This window comes from Acidovorax sp. SUPP950, from assembly GCF_030158935.1.
In the GTDB taxonomy this organism is placed as follows: Bacteria; Pseudomonadota; Gammaproteobacteria; order Burkholderiales; family Burkholderiaceae_C; genus Paracidovorax.
The window spans coordinates 648,736-672,128 of record NZ_BQXE01000001.1 but is presented as its reverse complement, the minus strand read 5'-3'; the positions used below and the strand labels follow the sequence as shown (position 1 = coordinate 672,128).

Genomic DNA, 23,393 nt, shown 5'->3' with positions numbered 1-23,393 from the left:
TTGTGGCAAAGGCCGCGCACCCTTTCGGCGGGCCGCGCGCGAAACCCCTGCGCTATCCTCCCCGCATGCTCGACACCCAACGCATCCGCGCCGTCACCCTCGACCTGGACGACACGCTCTGGCCCATCTGGCCCACCATCGCCCGCGCACAGGCCGTCCTGTGCGCCTGGCTGCAGGACCGGGCGCCCGCCACCGCCGCGCTCCTTGCCGACCCCGAAGCCGCCGCCGTGCTGCGAAGCCAGGTCGTGCAGGCGCATCCGCAGCTGTCCCACGACCTGAGCGCCCTGCGCCGCGAAAGCATCCGTGCCGCGCTGCGGCAGGCAGGCGACGACACCGCGCTGACCGACGGCGCCTTCGATGCCTTCTTCGCGGAGCGCCAGCGCGTGGAGCTGTACGACGACGCCATCGCGGCGCTGGAATTCCTGGCCGTGCGCTATCCCCTGGCGGCCCTGTCCAACGGCAATGCCAACCTGGACCTGATCGGCATCGGCGCCTATTTCCAGGCCCGCATCAGCGCACGCGAGTTCGGCATCGCCAAGCCCGATCCGCGCATCTTCCATGCGGCCGCTGAGGCCCTGGGCGTGCCGGCCGCCAGCGTGCTGCACGTGGGCGACGATGCCACGCTGGACGCGCACGGTGCCCTGGGTGCGGGCATGCAGGCGGTGTGGATCAACCGCGCCGAGGCGGCCTGGCCGCACGACGGCGAGCCGCACGCCACGGTGCCCGATCTCACCGAACTGTGCCGGCTGCTGGCGTGACGGCCGCGCTCGCGGCCTTGGGCGCATGAACGCCCGGGCCCTGGCGGCAAGGGTGTGGATCCGCCGCTAACCGCCCAATGGAGGCGCCGATGCGTGGCCGCGCAGGGTGGGGCGGGTAGGCCCGATGGCTTTCCGCAGGGGCATCCGCACGGGGATGATTGCTGAAGTGCTATTAAATCAATAGCTGCAAGGGCAATGAGTACTAGGGCATGGGCCGCTTTTCACTCTGAATGGCAGTGCGCAGCATGAAAGCGCCTGTGCGGCGGGCGGAACACTACGCCTGCTCCAAACGGGCGAGGTACGCCGCGACTCGATCATCATGATCGTCGGTGGCCCCGCCACCGAACCAGAAGGCCCGGGCGGCGCTGAGGGGCTGGCGGACGGGCTCGAGCGCGCGGGCGACCGTTCGAAACGGCCGCAACGCATCGGTTTCGTCGGGCGAGCCCCAGATCGGGCGATCGCCGGCCGTGATCGAGAGAAGGTGGGGGGATCGCTCGATCGCGATGTCGGGGTCGCGGGCCAGCTCGGCCAGGGCGGGTTCGATCCGGTCCCAGTATTCGCGGCCGATGAATGTTCGCCAGCCCACATCGGCAATACCGGCTTCTTCTCCCGCCTTCCACCGATGCGGTGAACCGTCCCTGCGAAGCGCGGGCTCCACCATGTCGGCGTCGGTGCTGAACGCCGCACGATGGCGCTCCGGATCGGCGCTCAACAGGAACCTGAGGCTGCTTTTGTGGGGTGGGAGAAATCGTCCCATGCCCATCGTGCCGCTGATGGTGGGCAGTTCCATCAAGGTCGCGCTGACCTCCTGCGCGAAGCCGTGCCAATGGGGCGAGTCTTGCGGTATCGCGGTCTCCAGAAAGAAACGGTCGCTGCGCTGCTCGATGCCAAAGAACGGCAAGCCGGGGTGCGGGAAGTCGGCGAGCGCGTGGCCGTAGCGGCGCAGGCCCTCGCCATACGGGGTGCCGCCGTCCCGGGCGAGATAGTCACGGCCGTCGTTCAGGATGCGCTGCGTCGCCGGGCGGATCTTGCCCTTGTAGCCGGGAAAGTGGTATGAGGTTTCGTTCGCCGACGTGCCGAAGCGCGCTTCGAACTGGGCGTAGAGCTTGCGAAGGTGCGGGGCGATGGTCGGGGCGTGGATCGAGCTCTCCACGATCGCGATCGACCGGAACGCGGGCACGGCCACCGGTTCGTTTTCCCACATCAGAAACTCACGCATCGGTTGCCTCCCTCCCCATTTTTCCGTACCGGGGGTGTTGTTCGGAATGGCGGAATCTATCGCAGATATTTCAGCGGGTGTTACGCCATCCCACACAACGCAAGCCCGCGGAGTGAAACCCAGCGACCAGCCATGCAGAATGTCCGGCAAGGGTTTTCAATCAACGGAGGGGTTTGGCATGCATCGACTCGATACGGGACGTATCTTTCAACGACCCACACACGACGTCTGGCTGGCGAGTTGCCTGGTGGCATTCGGGTTGACGGCCTGTGGCGGCGGATCGGGATCCACCACGGTCACTCTGTCCGATGCCCTGAAGGTCGACACCACGTACGGCGAAGCCGGGGTGGCCACCTTCCCGCTCGGCACGCCGTCCTTCGCCAGCCTGGGCGTGCAGCCGGATGGCAGGCTGCTGATTGCGGGCAGCAGGGTCGCGGTCCCCGCAGCCCCTTCGGGTTTCGGATCGCTGCCCGCCACGCAGACCTTTGTCGTCCGGATGGGCGCCGACGGACATGTTGACAGGGGCTTCGGCCAAAACGGCGAAGCACGGTTTTCCGTCAAGGGATACGAGTCACTCGGCGATGTTCGACTCCAGGCCGACGGCAGAATCCTGGTGGCGGTTCAGGCGCACGAGCCGTGTTTCTCACCGTCCTACCAGACCCGGTGCCTGACGGCGTCCGGGGAGCCCGGCACATGGCACCACACCGTGGTCGGCCTCACCGCGAATGGGGCGGTCGACAGCACGTTCGGCACCCAGGGCGTTGCGGAGGGATTCGTCTCCACCAATCTCAACACCCTCGCGCTGGCGATCCAGCCCGATCAGAAACCCGTTCTGCTGACGTCCAACGACCGCCCCATCCTGCAAGTGTTCGGCCGCTCTTTGCGCCGCCTGTCTGCGGACGGAATCCCCGATGCCGCGTTCAATCAACCGACGGCATCGCAGCCGCCAGCGCCCTGCGAGGCCAGCGGCGCGGCGGTGCTGGCGCTGCGCAACGGCAGCATCGTCACCGCAGGCCAACTGGGTGGCCGGATCTACGCTGACCCCCGATCCGACCCCGGGCTTTGCATCGCGGTGCACGCGGGCGGTACGCAAGCGCAGACCTCCGGTGGCTGGACATCCTTCGGAGCGGAGTTGAAGGAATACCAACTCGCGCCCCATCCCGATGGCGGATTTGTCGTCGCCGCCAGAACGTGCGCGGGCAGCGACTGCCAGCTCAGCGTCGCCAAGTTCAGTGCCAATGGCGCGCTCGACACGTCCTTTGGCGACCAAGGCATCGAGCGCGTGGTGCTTCCTGCCAACTATCGCCTCAAGTCCTTCTTCGTCCAGAGCGACGAAAGCATGAAGGCCTTCGGCGCCATCGAGGAAGGCGCGGCAGCGGGCACCACTGCACGCCGGTTCCGTGCGGTGTGGACGAGCCTGACGGGCAACGGTGCATTGGCCAACAATGACACCAACGTGGCGACTTCCATTCAGGACCCGCCGACCAGCGCAGAGCCGCGCGAGGTGCTCAGGGACGGCGCGGGGCGCTGGCTCGTGATCAGCTCCGAGGAAGACAGTGCGCGCAACTTGGTGCTGAGGGTCGTGCGCACGCTGGGCACGTCCACCGGCCGTTCGTAAAACCGCTAGGCCGCGAGGAAGTCCCGGATCGCGAACAACGTGGCGTCCGGCGCCTCCGTCATCTGGTGGTGGCCGACCGGCAGGCTCGCCACCTGCACCGCCTTGCCGGCCGCGCGCGCCGCCGCGATCAGGCCCTGCGCCGCCTTCGGGTTGGTCATCTGGTCCTGCGCGCCCAGGGCGAACAGCACCGGGCAGGTGATCCGCGCGATGGCCGCCTCGCCGCCCGCATAGCGGTCGCAGGCCAGAAAGCCGCGGTGGAACACGTTCACGGCCGGGTTGCTGCGCAGCACGCGGCGGCCCAGGGCCATGCCCGCGCCATAGGCCCAGAAGCCCGCGCCCGAGGGAGAGGCCAGCGTGCTGCGCGAGAACACGTTCACCATGCGCAGCGCCTTCTCGGGCGTGTTCAGGGCCGACTCGATGAGGGCGGGGGACACCTTCATCGGGTAGGCGGTGCCCACCAGCACCAGGTGCGTGATGCGGTCCTGCAGGCGGGCGGCGGCCTCTAGCGCGATCAGCGATCCCCAGCTGTGGCCCACCAGCGCGGCGCGGGCCACGCCGGCCGCATCCAGCAGCGCGGCGATGAATCCGGCCGCCTGCTCGACGCTGTCGGGCGCATCGCCCTCGCTGCGGCAGTGGCCCGGCAGGTCCACGGCCAGCACGTTCCAGCCGTGGTTGGCGAAGTAGCGGCTTTGCAGCGCCCACACGCTGTGGTCGTTGAGCACGCCGTGGATGAAGACGACGGTCGGCTTGGCCGCGTCGAACGCCTTGCCGCCGGTGTAGCAATAGGTGCCGTGGCCGTTGACGGTGAAGCGCATCACGCACCTGCCTTTTCTGCGGCTTTCAGCGCGCGCTGCAGATCGTCGATGAGGTCGTCCGCGTCCTCCAGGCCGATCGACAGGCGGATCGTGCCCTGCGAAATGCCGGCCTGCGAGAGTGCCTCGTCACTCATGCGAAAGTGCGTGGTGCTGGCCGGGTGGATCACCAGGCTGCGGCAGTCGCCCACGTTGGCCAGGTGGCTGAAGACCTTCAGCGTCTCGATGAACTTCTTGCCCTGCGCGCGGTTGCCCTTCAGGTCGAAGCTGAACACCGATCCCGCGCCGCGCGGCAGCAGCTTTTGCGCCAGCGCGTGGCTGGGGTGCGAATCGAGCATCGGGTGCCCCACGCGCGAGACGAAGGGGTGGCTGGCCAGGAACTCCACCACCTTCTGCGTATTGCGCATGTGGCGCTCCATGCGCAGCGGCAGCGTCTCGATGCCCTGCAGGATCAGCCAGGCCGTGTGCGGGCTCATGCACGCGCCGAAGTCGCGCAGGCCCTCGCGCCGCGCGCGCAGCAGGAAGGCGCCCACGGTGCTTTCCTCGGTGAACACCATGTTGTGAAAGCCGTCGTAGGGCTGGGTCAGCTCGGCGAAGCGCCCCGCGGTGCGCGGGCCCTCCCAGTCGAAGCTGCCGCCGTCCACCACGATCCCGCCGATCACGGTGCCGTGGCCCGACAGGAACTTGGTGGCCGAGTGGTACACCAGGTCCGCACCGTGCTCGAAGGGCCGCATGAGCCACGGCGAGGTGAGGGTGGAGTCCACCAGCAGCGGCACGCCGGCCTCGTGCGCGATGGCGCTCACCGTGGGAATGTCCAGCACGTCCAGGCCCGGGTTGCCCACGGTCTCGCCGAAGAACAGGCGGGTGTTGGGCCGCGCCGCGGCGCGCCAGCCGTCGATGTCGCCCGGGGCGACGAAGGTGGTCTCGATGCCGAAGCGTGCCAGCGTGTAGTGCAGCAGGTTCTGCGATCCGCCATACAGCGCGGTGCTGGCCACGATGTGGCCGCCCGCGCCCATCAGCGTGCAGATCGCCAGGTGCAGCGCGGCCTGGCCGCTGGCCACCGCGATGGCGCCCACGCCGCCTTCCAGGGCGGCCACGCGCTGCTCCAGCACGGCGTTGGTGGGGTTGCTGATGCGGCTGTACACGTGGCCCGGGCGTTCCAGGTTGAACAGCGCGGCCGCGTGGTCGCTCGACTCGAACACGAACGACGTCGTGAGGTGGATGGGAACGGCGCGCGCCCCGGTGGCCGGGTCGGGCGAGGCGCCCGCGTGCAGCGCCAGTGTGTCGAAGCCAGGGTCTGAGTAACCGGGCATCCGTGTCTCCTCTGTAGGGGGGTAAGCGCCGCATTGTGGGCTATATTGCGCAGGATTCAGCCAGCAGCGCCCTGGCGCGCACCACGGAGACCTCCCCCATGAAAGTCAGCGACATCCTTCGCGTCAAAGGCAACACCCTCTACACCGTCAACGCCGACGAGCCGCTGTCCCAGGCCGCTGAAATCATGTCCGAAAAGGACATCGGCTCGCTCGTGGTCATGGACCTGGGTGACCTGGTGGGCATGCTCACCTTCCGCGAAGTGATCCAGGCCGTGGTGAAGAACGGCGGTTCGGTCGGCACCCTGCTCGTGCGCACGGCCATGGACGACGCCCCGCTCACCTGCACGCTCGAGACCGACATGGACGAGGTGCGCCGCATGATGCTCAATCGCCATGCCCGCTACATGCCGGTGATGGACAAGAGGATGCTCATGGGCGTGATCAGCTTCTACGACGTCGCCAAGGCCGTCGTGGATGCCCAGAACTTCGAGAACAAGATGCTCAAGGCCTACATCCGCGACTGGCCCGAGGAAGACGCCCGCCCGGCGGTCTGATCGCTCCCTTCAAGCCTAACCGGCCCCATGCCGGGGTATCGATTGCCTGGGTTGCTATGTTTTTAATAGCATTCGGCGCGGGGTGGGATGGGCCGGGCCGGGCCGGGCCGCAAGGCTCGGTGATAATCGCGCCCCATGAGCGGCAACACACTCGGCACCCTATTCGCAGTCACCAACTTCGGTGAATCCCACGGCCCGGCCATCGGCTGCGTGATCGACGGCTGCCCCCCCGGCATGCCCCTGTCCGAGGCGGACATCCAGGCCGACCTGGACCGCCGCCGCCCCGGCACCAGCCGCCACGTCACCCAGCGCAACGAGGCCGACACGGTCGAGATCCTCTCCGGCGTGTACGAAGGCAAGACCACCGGCACGCCCATCGCCCTGCTGATCCGCAACACCGACCAGCGCAGCAAGGACTACTCCAACATCGCCGAGAGCTTTCGCCCCGGCCACGCCGACTACACCTACTGGCACAAGTTTGGCATCCGCGACCCGCGCGGCGGCGGGCGTTCGTCGGCGCGGCTCACCGCCCCCACGGTGGCGGCCGGCGCGGTCGCCAAGAAGTGGTTGTCCGAAAAATACGGCGTTCGCTTTCGCGCCTGCATGACGCAGATCGGCGAGCTGGCCATTCCGTTCGAAAGCTGGGACCACGTGCCCCAGAACCCGTTCTTCGCGCCGGTCGCCGACGTGTCCGCGTACGAGGACTACATGGACGCGCTGCGCAAGTCGGGCGATTCGTGCGGCGCGCGCATCCGCGTGCAGGCCACGGGCGTGCCGGTCGGCCTGGGCGAGCCGCTGTACGACAAGCTGGATGCCGACATCGCCCACGCCATGATGGGGCTCAATGCCGTCAAGGGCGTGGAGATCGGCGCGGGCTTTGCCAGCGTGGCGCAGCGCGGCACCACCCACGGCGATTCGCTCACGCCCAGGGGCTTTGCCAGCAACAACGCCGGCGGTGTGCTCGGCGGCATCAGCACGGGGCAGGACATCGAGGTGTCGCTGGCCATCAAGCCCACCAGTTCCATCATCAGCCCGCGCGAATCCATCGACGTGCACGGCCAGAGCACCGAGGTCATCACCAAGGGCCGGCACGACCCCTGCGTGGGCATCCGCGCCGCACCCATCGCCGAGGCCCTGCTGGCGCTGGTCGTGATGGACCATGCCCTGCGCCACCGCGGGCAGTGCGGCGACGTCGAGCCACACGTGCCACCGATCCAGGCATCGTTTCTCTGAGTTCGGGGCCCTCAGGCCGCCCGCGCCTCAGCGCGCGGCCGAGGCAGGCACGGGGGGCGCCACAGGGACCGACGCCGCCGGTGCACCGGGGGTTGCCGTGGCCGGTGCACTGCCCGTGGTGGCAACGGGGGCGGCGACAGGGACCGATGCCGGCGCATGCTCCAGCCGGTACCAGCGCCAGGCGGCCACCGCCAGCACGGCGACGACCAGCAATCCCCCCGCCGCCAGCCACACCGGCCGGCGCGATTCGGCGAACGGATCGTCCAGCAACCGGCGTGCGTTGGCGGGCACATGCGCCGTCTGCGACAGCGAGCCTCCCAGCCGCGTGTTGATGCGCATGCGGCCATTGATGGCCCAGCCGCTCGCGTCCAGGATCGGCCCCAGGCTGCGCTGGCGCAGCTTGAGCCACGCGATCAGCATGCTCGGCCCGGAAATGGCCAGCACGATGCCGACGAGCGCCAGCGGAATCCACACCCCCAGGTCCACGAACTTGCCGAAGATGCCCACCAGCACGGCGCTGATGCTGCCCAACGCCACACCGATCGCCGCCACCGTGCCCACGTCGGTGCGGCGCCCGGGCTCCACCACGGTGGAGGCGGCGGGCGTGGTGCCGCCAGCCTTGAGCGGCGTGTTGGCCAATTGCCCGGCCGTGGCGCCCAGGGACTTTTCCACCCGCGCATCGCTGGCCGAGGCCCGCTTGGCCACCTGCTCCTCGATCATCCGCAGGAATTTCTTGTAGGGCGAGAAGAACGCCTGCGCGATGCTGGTCGGGTTCTCGATCAGCTTGGTGATGGTGGCGTCCCAGTCCTGGCCCTGCCGGTCGTAGAAGACGCCGTTGCGCCCCACGAACAGAAAGTCCACGTCGCCCGCCGTGAACGCCGCCACGATGGTCATCTTCTGTCCCTTGCGCGTGCAGTCGCAGTAGGCCAGGTAGGTCTTGGCCAGCCCGGCGAGCTTGGCGTGTTTGCCCGCATCCGCCACCTGCACGGTCAGGTCGCAGCTGCGTGCGTCCAGGTACAGCGTTCCGGCCTGGAAGATCGCGCCTTCGCGCTGGTAGAACGCCGAGAACGAGACGAAGTTGTTCAGCAGCAAGAGCAGGTCGCGCCGAAAGCGCAGCAGCTTCTCGAGGTCCAGCATCTGTGTGTTGTGCGCCTTCTCGGCCTCGTCCTGCTCGATCAGGGCCATCACGCGCTCGCGCACGCCGCTCTCGTGCAACTGGCGGATGGCGTCGTCCTTGAGCGCATCCAGCCGGGTGGCCGGCTTGTCGGCCAGCCATTGCTGGCAGGGGGCCAGGGCCTTCTGCACCTGCTCCCATTCTTTTTCGGTCAGCGCCTCGGCGGGGCGGCCGAGCAGCGGCTCCACCGCTTGCTCCCGGAAGGTCTGCAGGGCCTGTGCCCAGGCGGGATTGGTGCCGCGCGCCAGGGGCAGGGCGCCATGGGGCGTGATGGGCGCCAGGGGCAGGGCGGCCACCGCGGGGGACGATGCATCCAGATCGACCCCCGCCATCGAGGCGTATTCCTCCTGCGTGGGGTTGAGTGCCGCCGCCGCGCGCGGATCGTAGGCGGCGAGCCGGGACCGCGCGAAGAAATCGTCGATCTTGTGCCGCACCGCGTTCATCGCCTGCGTGGCCACGAGCGTGCGATCGCCGAGCGCCAGTCCGGCGGTGCGGTCATTGGCCTGGGCCGACCAGGCGTGCCATTTCGCCACCTCGGCAAAGAAGGCCTCGGCATGCGCGCGGTCCACCCCTTTCAGGGCCTCCTGGGCGACGCCTTTCACGGGTTTCTGCTCGATGGGCACGCTGCCGTGCGTGGCGATGATCTGCTCGATGGCCTCCCGCGCCGGGGTGTCGTCCTGCGCCGTGTCCGGCGTGATCGCGCCATCGCCGTTGAAGCGCATGGCGCTCAGCTGTTCGCTGCGTTCCAGCACCTGGGCCAGCGTGATGGTGGTGGCCTCGGGCTGGTCGGCCAGCGCGAGGATGCGCCGCGCCTGCGCCACCAGCGCGGCACCCTCGTCCGTGGTGGCGTCGATGGCCTCCAGATCCAGTGCATCGGCCGGCCGGGCCAGCAGGTCGGGGTCGCCCAGCCGGGCACAGGCCCAGGCGCAGGCCGCCAGCAGTTCTGGCGGGCGGATGCGCCCGTCCTTGTCGGTGTCGATCAGGTCCAGCGTGCGTGGGTCGAACTCGATGCCGCGCGTGGGGCAGGCCAGGGCCACCCAGAGTTTCTGGTCCAGCTCGGCCAGGTGGGCGATGTCGGCGCCGGTGCGGATGGTGACCTGGTCCACGCCACCGGCGCGAAAGAATTGCCAGGTGTGGCGGTGGGCAGGCCCGCTGGGGGTTTGGAAAGCGGATGCGGGCGAAGTGGGATGGTTGGAAATCGGCGGCTGGGATTCCATGGAGCGAGGGCGGCGGGCGCGGATCGTAGCGAGGACGCCGGGCACGCAGACCGCTCCGGCGGACGAAGCGGTCCAGTTTAGAACGCAGAGGCGGCCACGTGTCCGCCTGCCTTGTCAGACAGCGCGCCGTTTTCGTTTGCTATGAAATCGATAGCTTTAGCCGCATGGTAGTCATGCAGTGAGGGCCCGAAAGACCCCAGGTCATCGATTCTTACTTGCGCACTTCGTCCACGAGCGCGCGGAAGTCGTCGATGTCCTCGAAGCTGCGGTACACGCTGGCAAAGCGGATGTAGGCCACTTTGTCCAGCTTCTTGAGCTCGCGCATCACCCACTCGCCGATCTGGCTGGAAGGCACTTCGCGCTGCCCCAGGTTGAGCAGCGTTTCCTCGATGCGCTCGATGGCGCTGTCGATCTGCACCGTGCTGACCGGGCGCTTGCGCAGCGCCAGGTTGAACGAGGCCAGCAGTTTGGCCCGCTCGTATTCGATGCGCCGGCCGTCCTTCTTCACGATGGACGGAAAGTTCACTTCCGGCCGCTCGTAGGTGGTGAAGCGCTTGTCGCACGCGCCGCACTGGCGGCGGCGGCGCACGAAATCCCCGTCCTCGGCCACCCGCGTTTCCACCACCTGCGTTTCGGGGTGGCTGCAGAAAGGGCACTTCATCGGAAGGCCCTCCCATCATGCCGGCGGAGAAGGGCCGCCGAGCGGGCCGAGGCTGGCGCCAGCGCCCGTTCTGCCCCGGTTGGGCCAGGGCAGGCGGCGCTGAGCGGAGAGCGGGGCATGGATCAGCCGTAGACGGGAAAGCGCGAGGTCAGCGCGTGCACCTTGGCCCGCACCGCGGCCAGGTTGGCCTCGTCGCGCGGGTTGTCCAGCACATCGGCCAGGAGATTGGCCGTGAGGCGCGTTTCCTCTTCCTTGAAGCCCCGCGTCGTGATGGCCGGCGTGCCCACGCGGATGCCGCTGGTCACCATCGGCTTTTCAGGGTCGTTGGGGATCGAGTTCTTGTTGATGGTGATGTGGGCGTTGCCCAAGGCGGCTTCGGCTTCCTTGCCGGTGATGCCCTTGGCGCGCAGATCCACCAGCATCACGTGGCTCTCGGTGCGGCCGCTCACGATGCGCAGGCCGCGCTCGATCAGCGTCTCGGCGAACACCTTGGCGTTCTTGGCGACCTGTTCCTGGTAGGCCTTGAAGCCCGGCTCCAGCGCTTCCTTGAAAGCCACGGCCTTGGCGGCGATCACGTGTTCCAGCGGGCCGCCCTGCAGGCCGGGGAAGATGGCGCTGTTGATGGCCTTCTCGTGCTCGGACTTCATCAGGATGATGCCGCCGCGCGGGCCGCGCAGGCTCTTGTGCGTGGTGGAGGTGACCACGTCGGCATGGGGCACGGGGTTGGGGTACTGGCCCGCGACCACGAGGCCGGCGTAGTGGGCGATGTCCACCCAGAAGATCGCGCCGATTTCCTTGGCGATCTTTGCGAAGCGCTCGAAGTCGATGCGCAGGGAATAGGCCGATGCGCCGGCGATGATCAGCTTGGGCTTGTGTTCACGGGCCTTGGCTTCGAGCGCGTCGTAGTCGATCTCTTCCTTGTCGTTGAGGCCGTACGAGACGATGTTGAACCACTTGCCGCTCATGTTCAGCGGCATGCCGTGCGTCAAGTGGCCGCCTTCGGCCAGGCTCATGCCGAGGATGGTGTCGCCGGGCTTGAGGAAGGCCAGCAGCACGGCCTGGTTGGCCTGCGAGCCGGAGTTGGGCTGCACGTTGGCGGCTTCGGCACCGAAGAGCTTCTTCACGCGGTCGATGGCCAGTTGCTCGACCACGTCCACATTCTCGCAGCCGCCGTAGTAGCGCTTGCCGGGATAGCCTTCGGCGTACTTGTTGGTGAGCTGCGAGCCCTGGGCGGCCATGACGGCGGGGGATGCGTAGTTTTCGCTGGCGATCAGCTCGATGTGCTGTTCCTGGCGAACGTTTTCGGCCTGGATGGCGGCCCAGATTTCAGGGTCGGCCTGGCTGACGAGGATATTGCGTTGGTACATGTTGGCAGTCCTATGAACTGGTGTCCCTTGAAACAAGGGCTGCCCAGGCGAACGGCGGAACACAGCAGGCCTTTCAGCCCGTGCGGCACGCTCCCCAGTGGTTCACAGGGGGTGAACCCCTGTCGGTTTCCACGTCAGCGGCGGCAGTGGAGTGCCGCGCCTATCGCCAGTTGCGTACCCCGCGAGTGTAGCTGACCGCACCGGGCCTGGAGCCCGAGGATGAATCGATGCCCCAAGTCGGGCACCGTCGGTTCAAAGGTCGGAGAGAAGCGCCACCTTGTCGGCGCTGGCCTTGGGGGCTTCTGCTTCGGCGGCCGCCTTGGCGGGAACGGTCTGTGCCGGCGCCTGCGTGGAGAGCATCGGCGGGGCAGCCGGCGTGGTGGGAGCCGGCGGTTGCAAGGGCACCGAGCGGCCGCTGGCCACCTGGCGCAGGCGGAAGTGCTCGGCCAGCACCTTGGCGGCGTACCCGCCATCGTCGGGCAGATTGGCCGCGCCGACGTAGTAGCGCAAGCCGCCTTCGAGGGACCCGGCGCGGGTGATGCATTCCTGCAGCACCTTCACGCCCACGCGCAGGTTGCTCACCGGATCGAAGGCCGCGAAGTGGCCACCGAAATTCTGGTACTTGTCGGTGTGCACATTCGTCATGACCTGCATCAGGCCCTGGGCGCCCACCGCGCTCTGGGCGAAGGGGTTGAAGCTCGATTCCACGGCCATGATCGACAGGATCAACGTGGGGTCCAGCTTGGTCTTGCCGCCGATTTCATAGGCTTCGGCCACCAGCACTGCCAAAGGCTCCGGCGCCACACGGTACTTCTTGCTGAGCCAGTAGGTGACGGCTGCCTGCTCCTTGGGCAGCTCCTTCGGATTGCTCGCCGTGGCGCGCTCGCTGGCTTCCGGCTCAATGGGCGTGCCCATGACCGCGACCTGGCGGGCTTGCAGCCAGCCCATCAGCTTTTCTTCTCCAGTCTGGCGCAGGTCGGGACGCGCGGTCAAAGTGATGACGGCAAAAGCGACAGCCAGGCCAAGGAGAGCGAAGCTGCTGTGGGTGATTTCAAGAAAACCGTCGATCACATCGGATGCGAACGTTCGCACTCCGGCGACCACTGTTCCTAACGCTGTCATGTAGCTTTTCCTTTCTGAGTCGAGGCCTGAGCAAGGTGGCCCACAAGGGGCCAGGCCGTGCCAGGCATCTCGCCTGGATTGGTACGCCATCAGGTTCGCATTGCCTCCGGAGAGCGTTCAATGACCGAACTGACTTAGCCGGGATCGGCAGCGGATGGAAGATCGTCAACCCCGTTTTTCAGGGCTCGCGGATTCTAGGAGGGCTCTTAATACAGAGTCAATACTAACAAAACCGATCGTTAGATCAATTCGATCTTAAAAATCTGGTAGGAAACACAGGTTTATAGGATGCATCGGCACTCTTGCATGAGGCATCGTTACCGCTTCTGCAGCCCCGCCGTGATGAATGCAATCGAGGCATGGAGGGCGATTGAAAATCCAGCTTGTGGTGGTCCGCCAACTTGGCTAAAGTGGCCTTGCCTGAGTGATTCAGGCATCGCCGGACGAAGCGGAGCCGCCCTCCAGACGCATGCAGTGCACTGAAGGTGACTGGTCAAACTTCCAAGGCAGACCCCGGAGGCAATACCTTGCCTCCTGCCCCGTGGACGTTCAAGCTCCAGGGTGCAAATGATGGCAAAAGACCGTTGTGTCAGCCGTCAAGCCCGGTGCGGATCGACAGATCCCACCGGGCTTTCTTTTTTGCGACTGGTTACATGTTGACCCGGCCGATTTCTGCTCGAATCCCATGATCTGTGCAATGAAAACCGGACTCTGACGTGCCCCTGCAAGCGCTTTCGATCATCAAAAACCTGTGGGTGCGCCGCGTGGCGTGGACGTTGCTGGCTGGGCTGGGATTCTGGGCGCTGGCCTGGGCCGTGGTTCCGACCGTGCTGCGCTACGTGCTGCACACCAAGGTGTCCGAGCAATTGGGGCGAGAACTGTCTGTCGGGAAGATCGATTTCAAGCCATGGACCCTGGAGCTGGAACTGCGGGATCTGAGGATGGCTGCAGACACTTCGGGCAAGGAGCCCCAGTTAGAAATTCAGCGCCTCTATATAGATGCAGAACTGCAGTCCCTTTGGCATCTGGCGCCGGTGATCGACGCGCTGGAGGTCGATGGACCCACATTGCGTCTGTCGCGCACGTCGGCTGGGCAGACCGACTTCGATGACCTGCTGAAAAAGCTCTCGGCACCATCCTCGGCGACGGCCGCGCCTCATGCGCAGCCCCAGCGGTTTTCGTTCTACAACATCGTGGTGAGGGACGGTGCCGTGGATTTCGGCGATGCGCCACAAAAACGGGTCCACACCGTGCGTGGATTTTCCCTGAGCGTGCCGTTTCTGAGCAATCTGCCCGCGGACCGCACCGTGAAGGTCGCGCCCCATCTCGCCTTTCAACTGAACGGTACGGCGTTCACGACCGGGGCCCAGAGCACGCCATTTCTGGACAGCCGGGACACCGAAGCCACGCTGCAATTCAAGGGGTTGGATCTGCAGCCGTTCCTGGCCTACCTTCCTCCCGCCATGCCGGTACGCATCGAGCAAGGCACGCTGGACGCCGATCTGCGGCTGACGTTCCAGAAACAGTCCGAACCTGCTCTTTCGGTGAGCGGCGTCGTGCAGGTCCATGGTGCGCGCGTGAGCGATCGACAGGGTGGCCCACTGCTGTCGTTCGACATGGCCACCGCCCAGGTGGCGGCGCTGCAGCCCTTCCAGCGGAAGGTGCATGTGGCTTCGCTGGAGTGGCGCGGGCCACATGCGACGTTGCGGCGTGACCGGCAAGGGCGCATGGCCGTGCTGGGCGGCGCGGCACAAGGCCAGGGTGCCACGAAGGCGGAGACCACTGCGGCTCCTGATGCACCGTGGGATGTGGTGCTGGATCGGGTGGCCATCAATGGCGGGCAGGTGGACTGGCTGGACGATGGGACAGCAGTGCCCGCCCGCATCTCGGCCCGCGACCTGCGGGTGCGCGCGACCCGGCTGGCCTTGCCACTCACCCGGCCAGTGCAGTTCACTGCGGATGCGCGGCTGTCGTCCGAAGCGGGGAGCGACGCCGCGACCTTGTCGCTTCAAGGGGAGGTGCTGGCGCAATCGGGCCGCGTGGCCGTGTCCGCCCGGGGCTGGCCGTTGTCCATGGCCCGGCCATACCTGGCCAACCTCGTCCAGCCCCAACTGGACGGTACGCTGGATTCCGATGGGGGCATCGCCTGGAACGGCTCCGCGTGGGCGGCAAAGATCGCGAAGCTGTCGGTGGACCGCGCCGAATGGGCCTGTGCTCCGGCTGGTCGGGACTGCCCAGCGGGGACCGCCACGGTCTCGGGCCTGCGCAACAACGCGGCCTGGGCTGAAATCGGCCGCATCGAGGTCGAGGATGCGTTGATCCGGATGCCGCAGCGCACCGTTGCCATCGCGCGGGTGGCGACATCGCAGCCCAAAGTGCGCCTGGAGCGCACTGGGGACGGGCGCTGGATGGTGGAGCGCTGGCTGACGACGGTGCCCGGCACCGCAGGGAAAGGCCGTGTGCCAGTCACCTCCGCAACGCGGACGGACTCAGCCCCCGGCTGGAGCGTGCAACTGGCCGAAGTGTCGGTGGACGGTGGAGCGCTGGCGTTCAACGATGCGGCCAAGGCACAGCCTGTGGCGGTACTGCTCGACACCTTCCAGATGCGGGCCAAGGGCTTGGCATGGCCTGTGAATGCCGGCGCACCTCCAGTGTCGTTGTCGCTATCGGCACGCCTTGGGGCCGGGCGGACAGATCCCGGCAACCTTGCCTATGAAGGAACGGTGCAGATGACGCCCCTGTTGGCACAGGGCAAGGTGCAGGCGTCCCGCCTGCCACTGCATCCCTTCAAGCCGTATGTGGACAACCCGTTGGCGGTCGATGTCGTGCGTGCCCTCGGCAGCTTCAATGGCGAGGTGCGTTATGCCGCGCAAACCGACGGCCCGGCCGTCGGCGTGCGGGGCAATGCCGCACTGGACGACGTGCGGGTGAGGGCCCTGGCCGTTCGCCCAGCCGCGAATGGACCGGTCGACGGTGCTGCACCCATCCGCGGGGAAGAACTGCTGAACTGGAAGTCGCTGGCCCTGCAGGGGGTGGATTTCACCCTGGCGCCCGGAAAGCCAACCGCGCTCGACGTCAAGGAAACGGCGTTGAGCGACTTTTTTGCCCGAATCATCGTTCAGCCGAATGGACGCATCAATCTGCAGGACCTTGCTCAGCCTGCCCAGGGGCCACCCGGTGGATCGGCAACAGTGGAGGCTTCCCCCGACATCACCCCAGCGGCTGGCTCGACGCCGCCCCAGGCCACCAAGCCGGCAATGGCGCCGGTCATGCGTTTCGGCCCCGTGGTGCTCACTGGCGGTTCGGTGCGTTTTACCGATTCGTTCGTTCGGCCCAACTATTCAGCGGACCTGAGCGAATTGAATGGTCGCCTGGGGGCTTTTGCGTCCGCGCCCTCCGCCGAGGGCGGTGAGCCCGCCATGGCCGAACTTCAACTGCGCGGACGGGCGCAGGGCTCGGCCTCGCTCGACATCACGGGGCGCCTGAATCCGCTGGCCAAGCCCTTGGCACTGGACATCCAAGGCCGGATGCGCGATCTGGAACTGCCGCCGCTTTCGCCCTACAGCATCAAGTACGCGGGCCATGGCATCGAGCGGGGCAAGCTGAGCATGGACGTCAACTATCGTGTTCTGCCAGATGGTCAATTGACGGCCAGCAACAAGCTCGTGCTGAATCAATTGCGTTTTGGCGAGCCGGTGGAGGGCGCTCCGGCCAGTTTGCCCGTGCGCCTGGCCGTTGCCTTGCTGGCTGACCGCAATGGTGTGATCGACGTGGAACTGCCGATCAATGGCTCGCTGAACGACCCCCAGTTCCGCCTGGGGCCGGTGATTTTTCGCGCGGTGGGCAACTTGGTGATGAAGGCGATCACTTCGCCGTTTTCATTGCTGGCCGGATGGATGGGGGGCAGTTCTGAGCTGGATCGCGTCAACTTCGCCCCGGGCAGCGCGGCCCTTGACGATGAAGCCCGAAAGACGCTCGACAAGATCGGGCAGGCACTCTCGGACCGACCGGGACTGAACATGACCGTCGCCGGGCACGCTCAGCGAGAAGCCGAACAAGAGGGCTGGAAACGGGCCGCGCTGCAGTCCCGGGTGGCGGCACAAGCGCGCCGCATGGCTGCGCGGGGCGATCAAGCGCCCTCGGAACCCCAGGCGCCTGCGCCGGGTTCTCCGCAGTACGCTGACTCGCTCAAGGAGGTGTATCGCCGCACCGACATGGCCAAGCCCCGCAATCTGGTCGGCATGGCGAAGGATTTGTTCGTGCCAGAAATGGAAGCCTTGTTATTGGCGGACATGGCAATTCCCGATGAGGCGATGAGAGAGCTGGCACAGGCACGGGCAGTGGCGGTCCGTGACTACCTGGCGGGGCGGCAAGTCGCGCTGGGGCGATTGTTCGTCGGCGCACCGAAAATCGATTCGGAGAGTGCGAACGGGGCGCCCCACGCAGAACTTACTTTGTCCACTCGCTGACAGGGCGCATCCGGTGGAAACAAGCTTTTTCATCCATCCATGGCCGTGGGCTACATTGCCGTATTGCAGTCGCAGCGCTGCACCCCATATTCAGCGTTCCAGTGTCTGAACCATGGCCCCGTGTGCCCGCGGAGTCCGAATAAAAACGCCCCATGTAGGGGACTTGCTAAAACCGGGCGAAAATAGCGCCCTTGTCGGCGGCGTCATCTGCGCTGCCTGTAGGCGCTGGCTCCCTCGGCCACGGCCTTTTACCCCCTGAATCCATGTTTCCCTTTTCTTCTCGCAACAAAATGTCTGACGCACCCGAAGTGAACCCGGCCCCGGCCAAGCACACCGAGCCGCATCCCTTGGATGCGCTGACGGGCGGCGCGTTTTCCGCCGCGACCTCGGGAGAGAGGGCATCGCGCATTCGCGAATGGCTGCAGACCCAGCCTTCGGCGGAGCAGTTGCAGGAGGTGTTCAAGGAACTGAGTGGGCGCGACAAGGGCGCGGCCCGTGCTGTTCGCGAGCGCCTCGATGAAATCCGGCGTGCCAAGGGCCAGGAGGCGATCGCTGCCGAGTGGGCCGAAAAGGCGCAGGGCTTGCTGGCTGCTGCCAAGCTGAACATTGCCGACGCGCTGGCTTGGCAGCGCGACGCGGCCAAGGCGGGAGCCCCTTTGTCGCGGGAACCTTTGGCATCGCTCAAGGTGCAATTGGCAGAGCGCATGAAGGTCATCGAAGATCTGCAGCACCGTGTGCAGGTGCAGCGCGAGGCCGCAGTGTTGCTGGCCCAGCGCATCGAGGTGCTGTCCACCAAGCCCTGGCGTGATGCTCAGGCCGCATTGGAGGCGCTGCGCACCGACGTGGGCCGTTGGCAGCAACAGGCGCAGGAACTGACGGACGACCCATCCTGGGCCAGCGTGGAAGCGCGCTTCCCGCCGTTGCTGGATGCTTCGCGCACTCAGTTGCTCGTGGTGTGGGATGCATTCCAGCCGGCGGTCGCGCAGGCGGTTGCTGCGTCGGAAGATCCTGCGGCAGCGTTGCCCCCTGTCCCCGTGTGGGCGGATGAGCTTCGGGTGGCGCGTGGTCAACCATCGGAAGCCGCAGCCGCGGCACAGCCGGCCGTGCGGCCTCCCGCACGCTCCAAGGTGGATCCTGAAGTGCGAGACAAGGCGATGCAGTCCGTGCGCGACGCATTGGGCAAACTGGAGCGAGAGACAGCGGAAGGCCACGGCAAAGCCAGCGCAGGCGCTGCAGCCGCGCTGCGCAGCGTGCTGAAAACCCATGGCAAGCACATCGATGCGGCACTGGAGCAGCAGGTGCACACCGCTTTGGTTGCGGCGGGTGAACTCGAAGGCTGGCAGCGCTGGAGCGCGGACCAGGTTCGGGAAGATCTGGTGGCCCGTGCGGAAGGGTTGCTGCAACGTCCCGAAGGCCAGGCTTTGGGCGGCCGCAAGATGCAGGAAACGCTGCGGCAGTTGCGCGAACAGTGGAAGCAGGCAGACCAAGGGGGGCCGGCCAACCATGCGCTGTGGAAAAAATTCGACGAGGCGTGCAATGCAGCCCACAAGGTGGTCGAGGCGTGGCTGGAAAAGGTGCGCGCCGATGCGGCTGAGCACAAAGCCCAGCGTGTGGCCTTGTTGGACGAGGTGAAGGCTTGGACGGCGGCCCAGGCAGCGGCCGGGCAGCCCGATTGGAAGGCGGTCAACCGTGCGCTCCACCAGTTCGGCGATCGGTGGCGCGATGGCGGTCATGTCAGCGAAAAGGTGTTTGCTGAACTGCAGCCCCAATGGAAAGAAGCCATGGCCGCCGCCGCCGCGCCGCTCGAAACCGCGCAGAAGGACAGCTTGGCACGTCGGCATGCGCTGATCGATGAGGCAACCGCATTGGGGGCTGCGTCGACACTGCGGGTCGACGCGGTGAAGGCACTGCAGCAGCGCTGGCAGGCTGAAGCGCAGTCCGTGCCACTGGACCGCAAGCACGAACAGAAATTGTGGGATGCCTTCCGCAAGCCCATTGACGAAGCGTTCAATCGCAAATCCGCTGATCGCGACAAGATGGCTGGCGAGATCAGCGCCCGGGACCGCGTCGTTTTGGAAGCCTCCAAGGCGCTGGAGGAAGCGAATGCCAGCGGCGATGCGCAAAAGATCCGTGGCGCAATGGTCGCTCTGGAGGCTGCGCTGCGTGGACAGGCATTGGCCAATGAAGCGGCAGCATCCGCTGCGCAGAACAGGCCAGCTACCGCGTCGGACAACGTGACTTCCTCACCCGCAGAGGGGGCCGCGGCTTCGGAAGGGGAGGGCGCCGATGCAGATCAGGCTCCGCCGCCTGCCGCGGCGCCGAAGCCTGCGCCACGTCCCGTGGTGGCTGTGCGTGGCGACGATCGCCCGGGTATGAAAAAAGATGCTCCTGCACTGCCGGGCCGTCCAGCACGGCCGGGAGACCGCAAAGACGGACGAGGTCCGCGCGATGCCTCCGGCCCGGGCCGGGGTGGCGATGCGCGGGGCGACCGGTTCGGGGATCGGGGTGATCGGTTTGGGGACCGTTCGGAAGCCCGCGGTCCTCGCCTGGGCGACAGTGCTTTCCGTGCCCAGCGCGAGGCACTCGAACATGCGCAACTCACACTGCGCAAACTGGCTGCGCAAGCGCATGGCGAGGCACTCACCCAGCTGATTGCCGCTTGGCAAAAACGTGACGCAGCCCAGTTGCCCAGCGTGCAGGAATTGGGAGTACAAGCGTCCGTCCGCACGGCATGGACCCAGGCGGTTTCTGCCGCGCCCCAAGGGGATGCATCGGAGGCTTTGCTGAGGTTGGAAATGGCGGCCGAAGTGCCTACCCCTGCGGAGCAGTTGCAGGCCCGCCGTGCACTCCAACTCCAGTTGCTCACGCGCCGAAACGATCCCACGCCCGTCCAGACGTGGGGCCAGGATGTGGCCCGGGTGCTTGCAAGTGCAACCGACGAAACCAGCGCCCGCAGATTGCAGAACGCGTTGAAGACCCTGCTGCGTAAATAAACGCGAATACAGCAAGGCCGTTTGGCCCAACCGGCCTTGCTGTTCTACCAACCCGCCAATGGAGAACTGCGGGTTGGTGGTTGGCAGAAGGCTCCAGCCTCCGGTCGCGTAGCCACGCCGATGGTGGAGCGGCTCATCACGGAATGAGCCGAGCCATGACATCAGGTTCATGGCGCATCGGGCAAAAAAAAAGCCGCTGTTTTCACAGCGGCTTTTTTGAATTTGGTGCCCAGGAGAGGACTCGAACCTCCACGATGTTACTCGCTAGTACCTGAAACTAGTGCGTCTACCAATTCCGCCACCTGGGCATTTCAGGAAAGACTCGAATTATAGAGTCTTTTTTGAAGGCTCTGGCTGAGTTGCAAAATTTATTGTGCAACCATGCCATGCGCCGGGAATGCGGACAATAAAAAAAGCCGCTTCAAAAGAAGCGGCTTTTTTGGCCGACAACCCTGCAGGTTGTCGTTAAACTTGGTGCCCAGGAGAGGACTCGAACCTCCACGATGTTACTCGCTAGTACCTGAAACTAGTGCGTCTACCAATTCCGCCACCTGGGCATTTCAGGAAAGACTCAGATTGTATATCAAAAAAACGACCCCTGGCGCACCTGCTGCGCGCAATGAAGACGAGATCGAAGGCAGTGTGCAGGGGCATCGCGACGGGCATGGATTTGTGCAGCGAGACGATGGCGAATCCGATATCTATATTCCCCCCAACGAGATGCGTGCCGTGCTCCATAAGGATCGCGTGCGTGTCCGGATCGTTCGCCAGGATCGCCGGGGCCGTCCGGAAGGGCGCGTGGTTGAAATCGTCGAGCGGCCCGACCAGCCCATCATCGGGCGATTGCTTCAAGAGAGCGGTGTCTGGCTCGTGGCCCCGGAAGACAAGCGCTATGGCCAGGATGTTTTGATCCCCAAAGGGGCCACTGGAACGGCAAAACCAGGGCAGGTGGTCGTGGTTCAACTGACCGAGCCGCCAGCCCTGTTCGGGCAGCCGGTTGGCCGAATCACCGAGGTCCTGGGCGAGGTGGACGATCCAGGCATGGAGATCGAGATCGCGGTGCGCAAATACGGCGTGCCGCACGAATTTTCGGCCGATGCTTTGGCGCAGGCCAAAGCACTGCCCGATAAGGTCCGCGCGCAGGACAAGCGCAGCCGGGTGGACCTGACGGACGTGCCGCTGGTCACCATCGATGGCGAAGATGCGCGCGATTTCGACGATGCCGTGTACTGCGAGCCAGCCAAGGTTGGCCGCGCCAAGGGGTGGCGACTGCTGGTGGCGATCGCGGATGTGAGCCATTACGTGGAGACTGGCAGCGCGATCGATATCGACGCTTATGACCGGGCGACGAGCGTCTATTTCCCCCGGCGCGTGATTCCCATGCTGCCCGAGAAACTGTCCAACGGTCTGTGCTCGCTGAATCCCGAGGTGGAGCGCCTGTGCATGGTGTGCGACATGCTCATCACGGCCAAGGGCGATGTGCATGCGTACCAGTTCTATCCCGCGGTGATGTTCAGCCACGCCCGCTTCACCTACACCGAGGTGGCCGCCATCTTGGCCAATACCCGTGGACCGGAGGCGACGAAGCGCAAGCCCCGCGTCAAAGACCTGCTCAATCTGCACGACGTTTACAGGGCCCTGTTGGCTGCGCGGCATGTGCGCGGTGCCGTGGATTTCGAAACGACCGAGACGCAGATCATTTGCGATGACAACGGCCGCATCGAGAAGATCGTGCCACGTACCCGCAATGACGCGCACCGCCTCATCGAAGAAGCCATGTTGGCTGCCAATGTCTGCAGCGCCGATTTCATCGCGCAAGGTGGGCAGCCTGGCTTGTTCCGGGTGCATGAAGGGCCGACACCGGAGAAGCAGGAGATCCTGCGCAATTACCTCAAGGCCATGGGGGTGGGCATGTCGATCGGCGACGATCCGAAGCCTGGCGACTTCCAGGCCATTGCCGACGCCACCAAGGACCGCCCCGACGCTCAGCAGATCCATACGATGTTGCTGCGATCGATGCAGCAAGCCATCTATACGCCGATCAACAGCGGCCATTTCGGGCTTGCATTCGAGGCCTATACCCACTTCACCAGCCCGATACGCCGTTACCCTGATCTGCTGGTTCACCGGGTGATCAAGGCCATCCTCGGTAAAACAAAATACCGGCTGCCGGCATTGCCCATGCCTGGCGAAGCCCATGCCAAGCTGGCCAAGCGCCTGGCTGCGCGCGTCGCTGCGCCCACCATGCAGCCGCGAAAGGAGGCTCCGGCAAGCACCCGGGAAACGCAGGCCTGGGAAGCGGCAGGGCTGCACTGCAGCGCCAATGAGCGCCGGGCGGACGAGGCCAGCAGGGATGTCGAGGCTTGGCTCAAATGCAAGTACATGCGTGAGCACCTGGGCGAGGAGTACAGCGGTGTGGTCAGCGCAGCCACCAGCTTCGGCATCTTCGTGACGTTGGACGCCATGTATGTCGAAGGCCTCGTGCATATCACTGAGCTGGGTGGCGAGTATTTCAAGTTCGACGAGGCCCGCCAGGAATTGCGCGGCGAACGCACTGGAATCCGCTATGCGATCGGCTCGCGCGTGCGGGTGCAGGTGAGCCGGGTGGATCTCGATGGCCGCAAGATCGATTTTCGGCTCATGCGTGAAGGTGAAGACCTTGCGCCCCCTCGGCCGACAAAAGGTAAGGCAACCGCGGGCGCCGGCTCCTCCGACAGCCGGGCTGCGAACACTGCGAGCGGCTCGAACAGAAAATCCTCCAGCAAATCGGCTACCCGGGTGTCGACTGACGAGCGTTCCTCGCGCAAGCAGTCGCCCAAGGCCGCCGGAAAGCGTGCGGGACCTCCCGCCAAGGGTCGCAAATCCCGCAGATGAGCGTTACCA

Annotated in this window: 14 protein-coding genes, 2 tRNA genes and 1 riboswitch; of the genes, 7 read left to right on the top strand and 9 right to left on the bottom strand. The window is 65.9% G+C overall.

Annotated elements, in window-relative coordinates; all coding sequences use genetic code 11:
* Positions 1–65: 65 nt before the first annotated feature.
* Positions 66–758, top strand: coding sequence for an HAD family hydrolase (locus tag AVME950_RS03225; RefSeq protein WP_284428742.1), 693 nt, complete (start codon positions 66–68; stop codon positions 756–758).
* Between the two features lie 274 nt (positions 759–1,032).
* On the opposite strand, the gene AVME950_RS03220 is transcribed toward AVME950_RS03225, so the two are convergent.
* Positions 1,033–1,977 carry a hypothetical protein gene (locus AVME950_RS03220; RefSeq protein WP_284428741.1) on the bottom strand — a complete coding sequence of 315 codons (945 nt, stop codon included), beginning with the start codon at positions 1,975–1,977 and terminating at the stop codon, positions 1,033–1,035.
* Between the two features lie 178 nt (positions 1,978–2,155).
* On the opposite strand from AVME950_RS03220, the gene AVME950_RS03215 reads away from it, so the two are divergent.
* Positions 2,156–3,595, top strand: coding sequence for an NHL repeat-containing protein (locus AVME950_RS03215; protein ID WP_284428740.1), 1,440 nt, complete (start codon positions 2,156–2,158; stop codon positions 3,593–3,595).
* A 5-nt stretch (positions 3,596–3,600) separates the two neighbouring features.
* On the opposite strand, the gene AVME950_RS03210 is transcribed toward AVME950_RS03215, so the two are convergent.
* Positions 3,601–4,410, bottom strand: a complete 810-nt coding sequence (locus AVME950_RS03210; protein WP_284428739.1) for an alpha/beta fold hydrolase — start codon at positions 4,408–4,410, stop codon at positions 3,601–3,603.
* On the bottom strand, positions 4,410–5,720 hold the full coding sequence (locus tag AVME950_RS03205) for an O-acetylhomoserine aminocarboxypropyltransferase (protein ID WP_284428738.1): 1,311 nt from the start codon (positions 5,718–5,720) through the stop codon (positions 4,410–4,412). Before AVME950_RS03205 ends, AVME950_RS03210 begins: the two co-directional genes overlap by 1 nt.
* A 98-nt stretch (positions 5,721–5,818) precedes the next feature.
* Here AVME950_RS03205 and AVME950_RS03200 point away from each other — a divergent pair, with 98 nt between their 5' ends.
* Together AVME950_RS03200 and aroC are read left to right on the top strand one after the other, a co-directional pair.
* Positions 5,819–6,274, top strand: a complete 456-nt coding sequence (locus AVME950_RS03200) for a CBS domain-containing protein (RefSeq protein ID WP_284428737.1) — start codon at positions 5,819–5,821, stop codon at positions 6,272–6,274.
* Positions 6,275–6,409: 135 nt separating this feature from the next.
* Positions 6,410–7,507 carry a chorismate synthase gene (aroC, locus tag AVME950_RS03195; protein WP_284428736.1) on the top strand — a complete coding sequence of 366 codons (1,098 nt, stop codon included), beginning with the start codon at positions 6,410–6,412 and terminating at the stop codon, positions 7,505–7,507.
* A gap of 27 nt (positions 7,508–7,534) precedes the next feature.
* On the opposite strand, the gene AVME950_RS03190 is transcribed toward aroC, so the two are convergent.
* From AVME950_RS03190 to AVME950_RS03175, 4 genes are all read right to left on the bottom strand, one after another.
* Positions 7,535–9,898, bottom strand: coding sequence for a hypothetical protein (locus AVME950_RS03190; RefSeq protein WP_284428735.1), 2,364 nt, complete (start codon positions 9,896–9,898; stop codon positions 7,535–7,537).
* Positions 9,899–10,109: 211 nt separating this feature from the next.
* Entirely contained in the window at positions 10,110–10,559 is a 450-nt protein-coding gene (gene nrdR, locus AVME950_RS03185) for a transcriptional regulator NrdR (RefSeq protein WP_272563964.1), read from the bottom strand.
* A gap of 122 nt (positions 10,560–10,681) precedes the next feature.
* Complete coding sequence (gene glyA / locus AVME950_RS03180; RefSeq protein WP_284428734.1) at positions 10,682–11,926, bottom strand: serine hydroxymethyltransferase; 1,245 nt, start codon at positions 11,924–11,926, stop codon at positions 10,682–10,684.
* A 34-nt stretch (positions 11,927–11,960) separates the two neighbouring features.
* A riboswitch (ZMP/ZTP riboswitch) is annotated at positions 11,961–12,110 on the bottom strand.
* Between the two features lie 68 nt (positions 12,111–12,178).
* The gene (locus tag AVME950_RS03175; RefSeq protein WP_284428733.1) at positions 12,179–13,048 is read right to left on the bottom strand and encodes a lytic transglycosylase domain-containing protein; all 870 of its coding nucleotides are present in this window, start codon (positions 13,046–13,048) and stop codon (positions 12,179–12,181) included.
* Positions 13,049–13,764: 716 nt separating this feature from the next.
* On the opposite strand from AVME950_RS03175, the gene AVME950_RS03170 reads away from it, so the two are divergent.
* Together AVME950_RS03170 and AVME950_RS03165 are read left to right on the top strand one after the other, a co-directional pair.
* Positions 13,765–17,517, top strand: a complete 3,753-nt coding sequence (locus AVME950_RS03170) for a DUF748 domain-containing protein (protein ID WP_284428732.1) — start codon at positions 13,765–13,767, stop codon at positions 17,515–17,517.
* Positions 17,518–17,780: 263 nt separating this feature from the next.
* Positions 17,781–20,510 carry a DUF349 domain-containing protein gene (locus AVME950_RS03165; protein ID WP_284428731.1) on the top strand — a complete coding sequence of 910 codons (2,730 nt, stop codon included), beginning with the start codon at positions 17,781–17,783 and terminating at the stop codon, positions 20,508–20,510.
* A gap of 223 nt (positions 20,511–20,733) precedes the next feature.
* On the opposite strand, the gene AVME950_RS03160 is transcribed toward AVME950_RS03165, so the two are convergent.
* Both AVME950_RS03160 and AVME950_RS03155 read right to left on the bottom strand, forming a co-directional pair.
* Positions 20,734–20,818: transfer RNA gene (locus tag AVME950_RS03160), tRNA-Leu, on the bottom strand.
* A 164-nt stretch (positions 20,819–20,982) separates the two neighbouring features.
* A tRNA-Leu gene (locus tag AVME950_RS03155) sits at positions 20,983–21,067 on the bottom strand.
* Positions 21,068–21,086: 19 nt separating this feature from the next.
* Here AVME950_RS03155 and rnr point away from each other — a divergent pair.
* The gene (gene rnr / locus AVME950_RS03150; RefSeq protein WP_284428730.1) at positions 21,087–23,384 is read left to right on the top strand and encodes a ribonuclease R; all 2,298 of its coding nucleotides are present in this window, start codon (positions 21,087–21,089) and stop codon (positions 23,382–23,384) included.
* Positions 23,385–23,393: the final 9 nt, after the last annotated feature.

Excerpts from the sequence above, each read along its gene's own strand:
- AVME950_RS03220 (WP_284428741.1), bottom strand. The coding sequence starts at position 1,977 with ATGCGTGAGTTTCTGATGTGGGAAAACGAACCGGTGGCCGTGCCCGCG.
- nrdR (WP_272563964.1), bottom strand. The coding sequence starts at position 10,559 with ATGAAGTGCCCTTTCTGCAGCCACCCCGAAACGCAGGTGGTGGAAACG.
- AVME950_RS03200 (WP_284428737.1), top strand. The coding sequence starts at position 5,819 with ATGAAAGTCAGCGACATCCTTCGCGTCAAAGGCAACACCCTCTACACC.
- AVME950_RS03190 (WP_284428735.1), bottom strand. The coding sequence starts at position 9,898 with ATGGAATCCCAGCCGCCGATTTCCAACCATCCCACTTCGCCCGCATCC.
- AVME950_RS03225 (WP_284428742.1), top strand. The coding sequence starts at position 66 with ATGCTCGACACCCAACGCATCCGCGCCGTCACCCTCGACCTGGACGAC.
- glyA (WP_284428734.1), bottom strand. The coding sequence starts at position 11,926 with ATGTACCAACGCAATATCCTCGTCAGCCAGGCCGACCCTGAAATCTGG.
- AVME950_RS03175 (WP_284428733.1), bottom strand. The coding sequence starts at position 13,048 with ATGACAGCGTTAGGAACAGTGGTCGCCGGAGTGCGAACGTTCGCATCC.
- AVME950_RS03210 (WP_284428739.1), bottom strand. The coding sequence starts at position 4,410 with ATGCGCTTCACCGTCAACGGCCACGGCACCTATTGCTACACCGGCGGC.
- AVME950_RS03215 (WP_284428740.1), top strand. The coding sequence starts at position 2,156 with ATGCATCGACTCGATACGGGACGTATCTTTCAACGACCCACACACGAC.
- aroC (WP_284428736.1), top strand. The coding sequence starts at position 6,410 with ATGAGCGGCAACACACTCGGCACCCTATTCGCAGTCACCAACTTCGGT.
- AVME950_RS03205 (WP_284428738.1), bottom strand. The coding sequence starts at position 5,720 with ATGCCCGGTTACTCAGACCCTGGCTTCGACACACTGGCGCTGCACGCG.
- AVME950_RS03165 (WP_284428731.1), top strand. The coding sequence starts at position 17,781 with ATGTTTCCCTTTTCTTCTCGCAACAAAATGTCTGACGCACCCGAAGTG.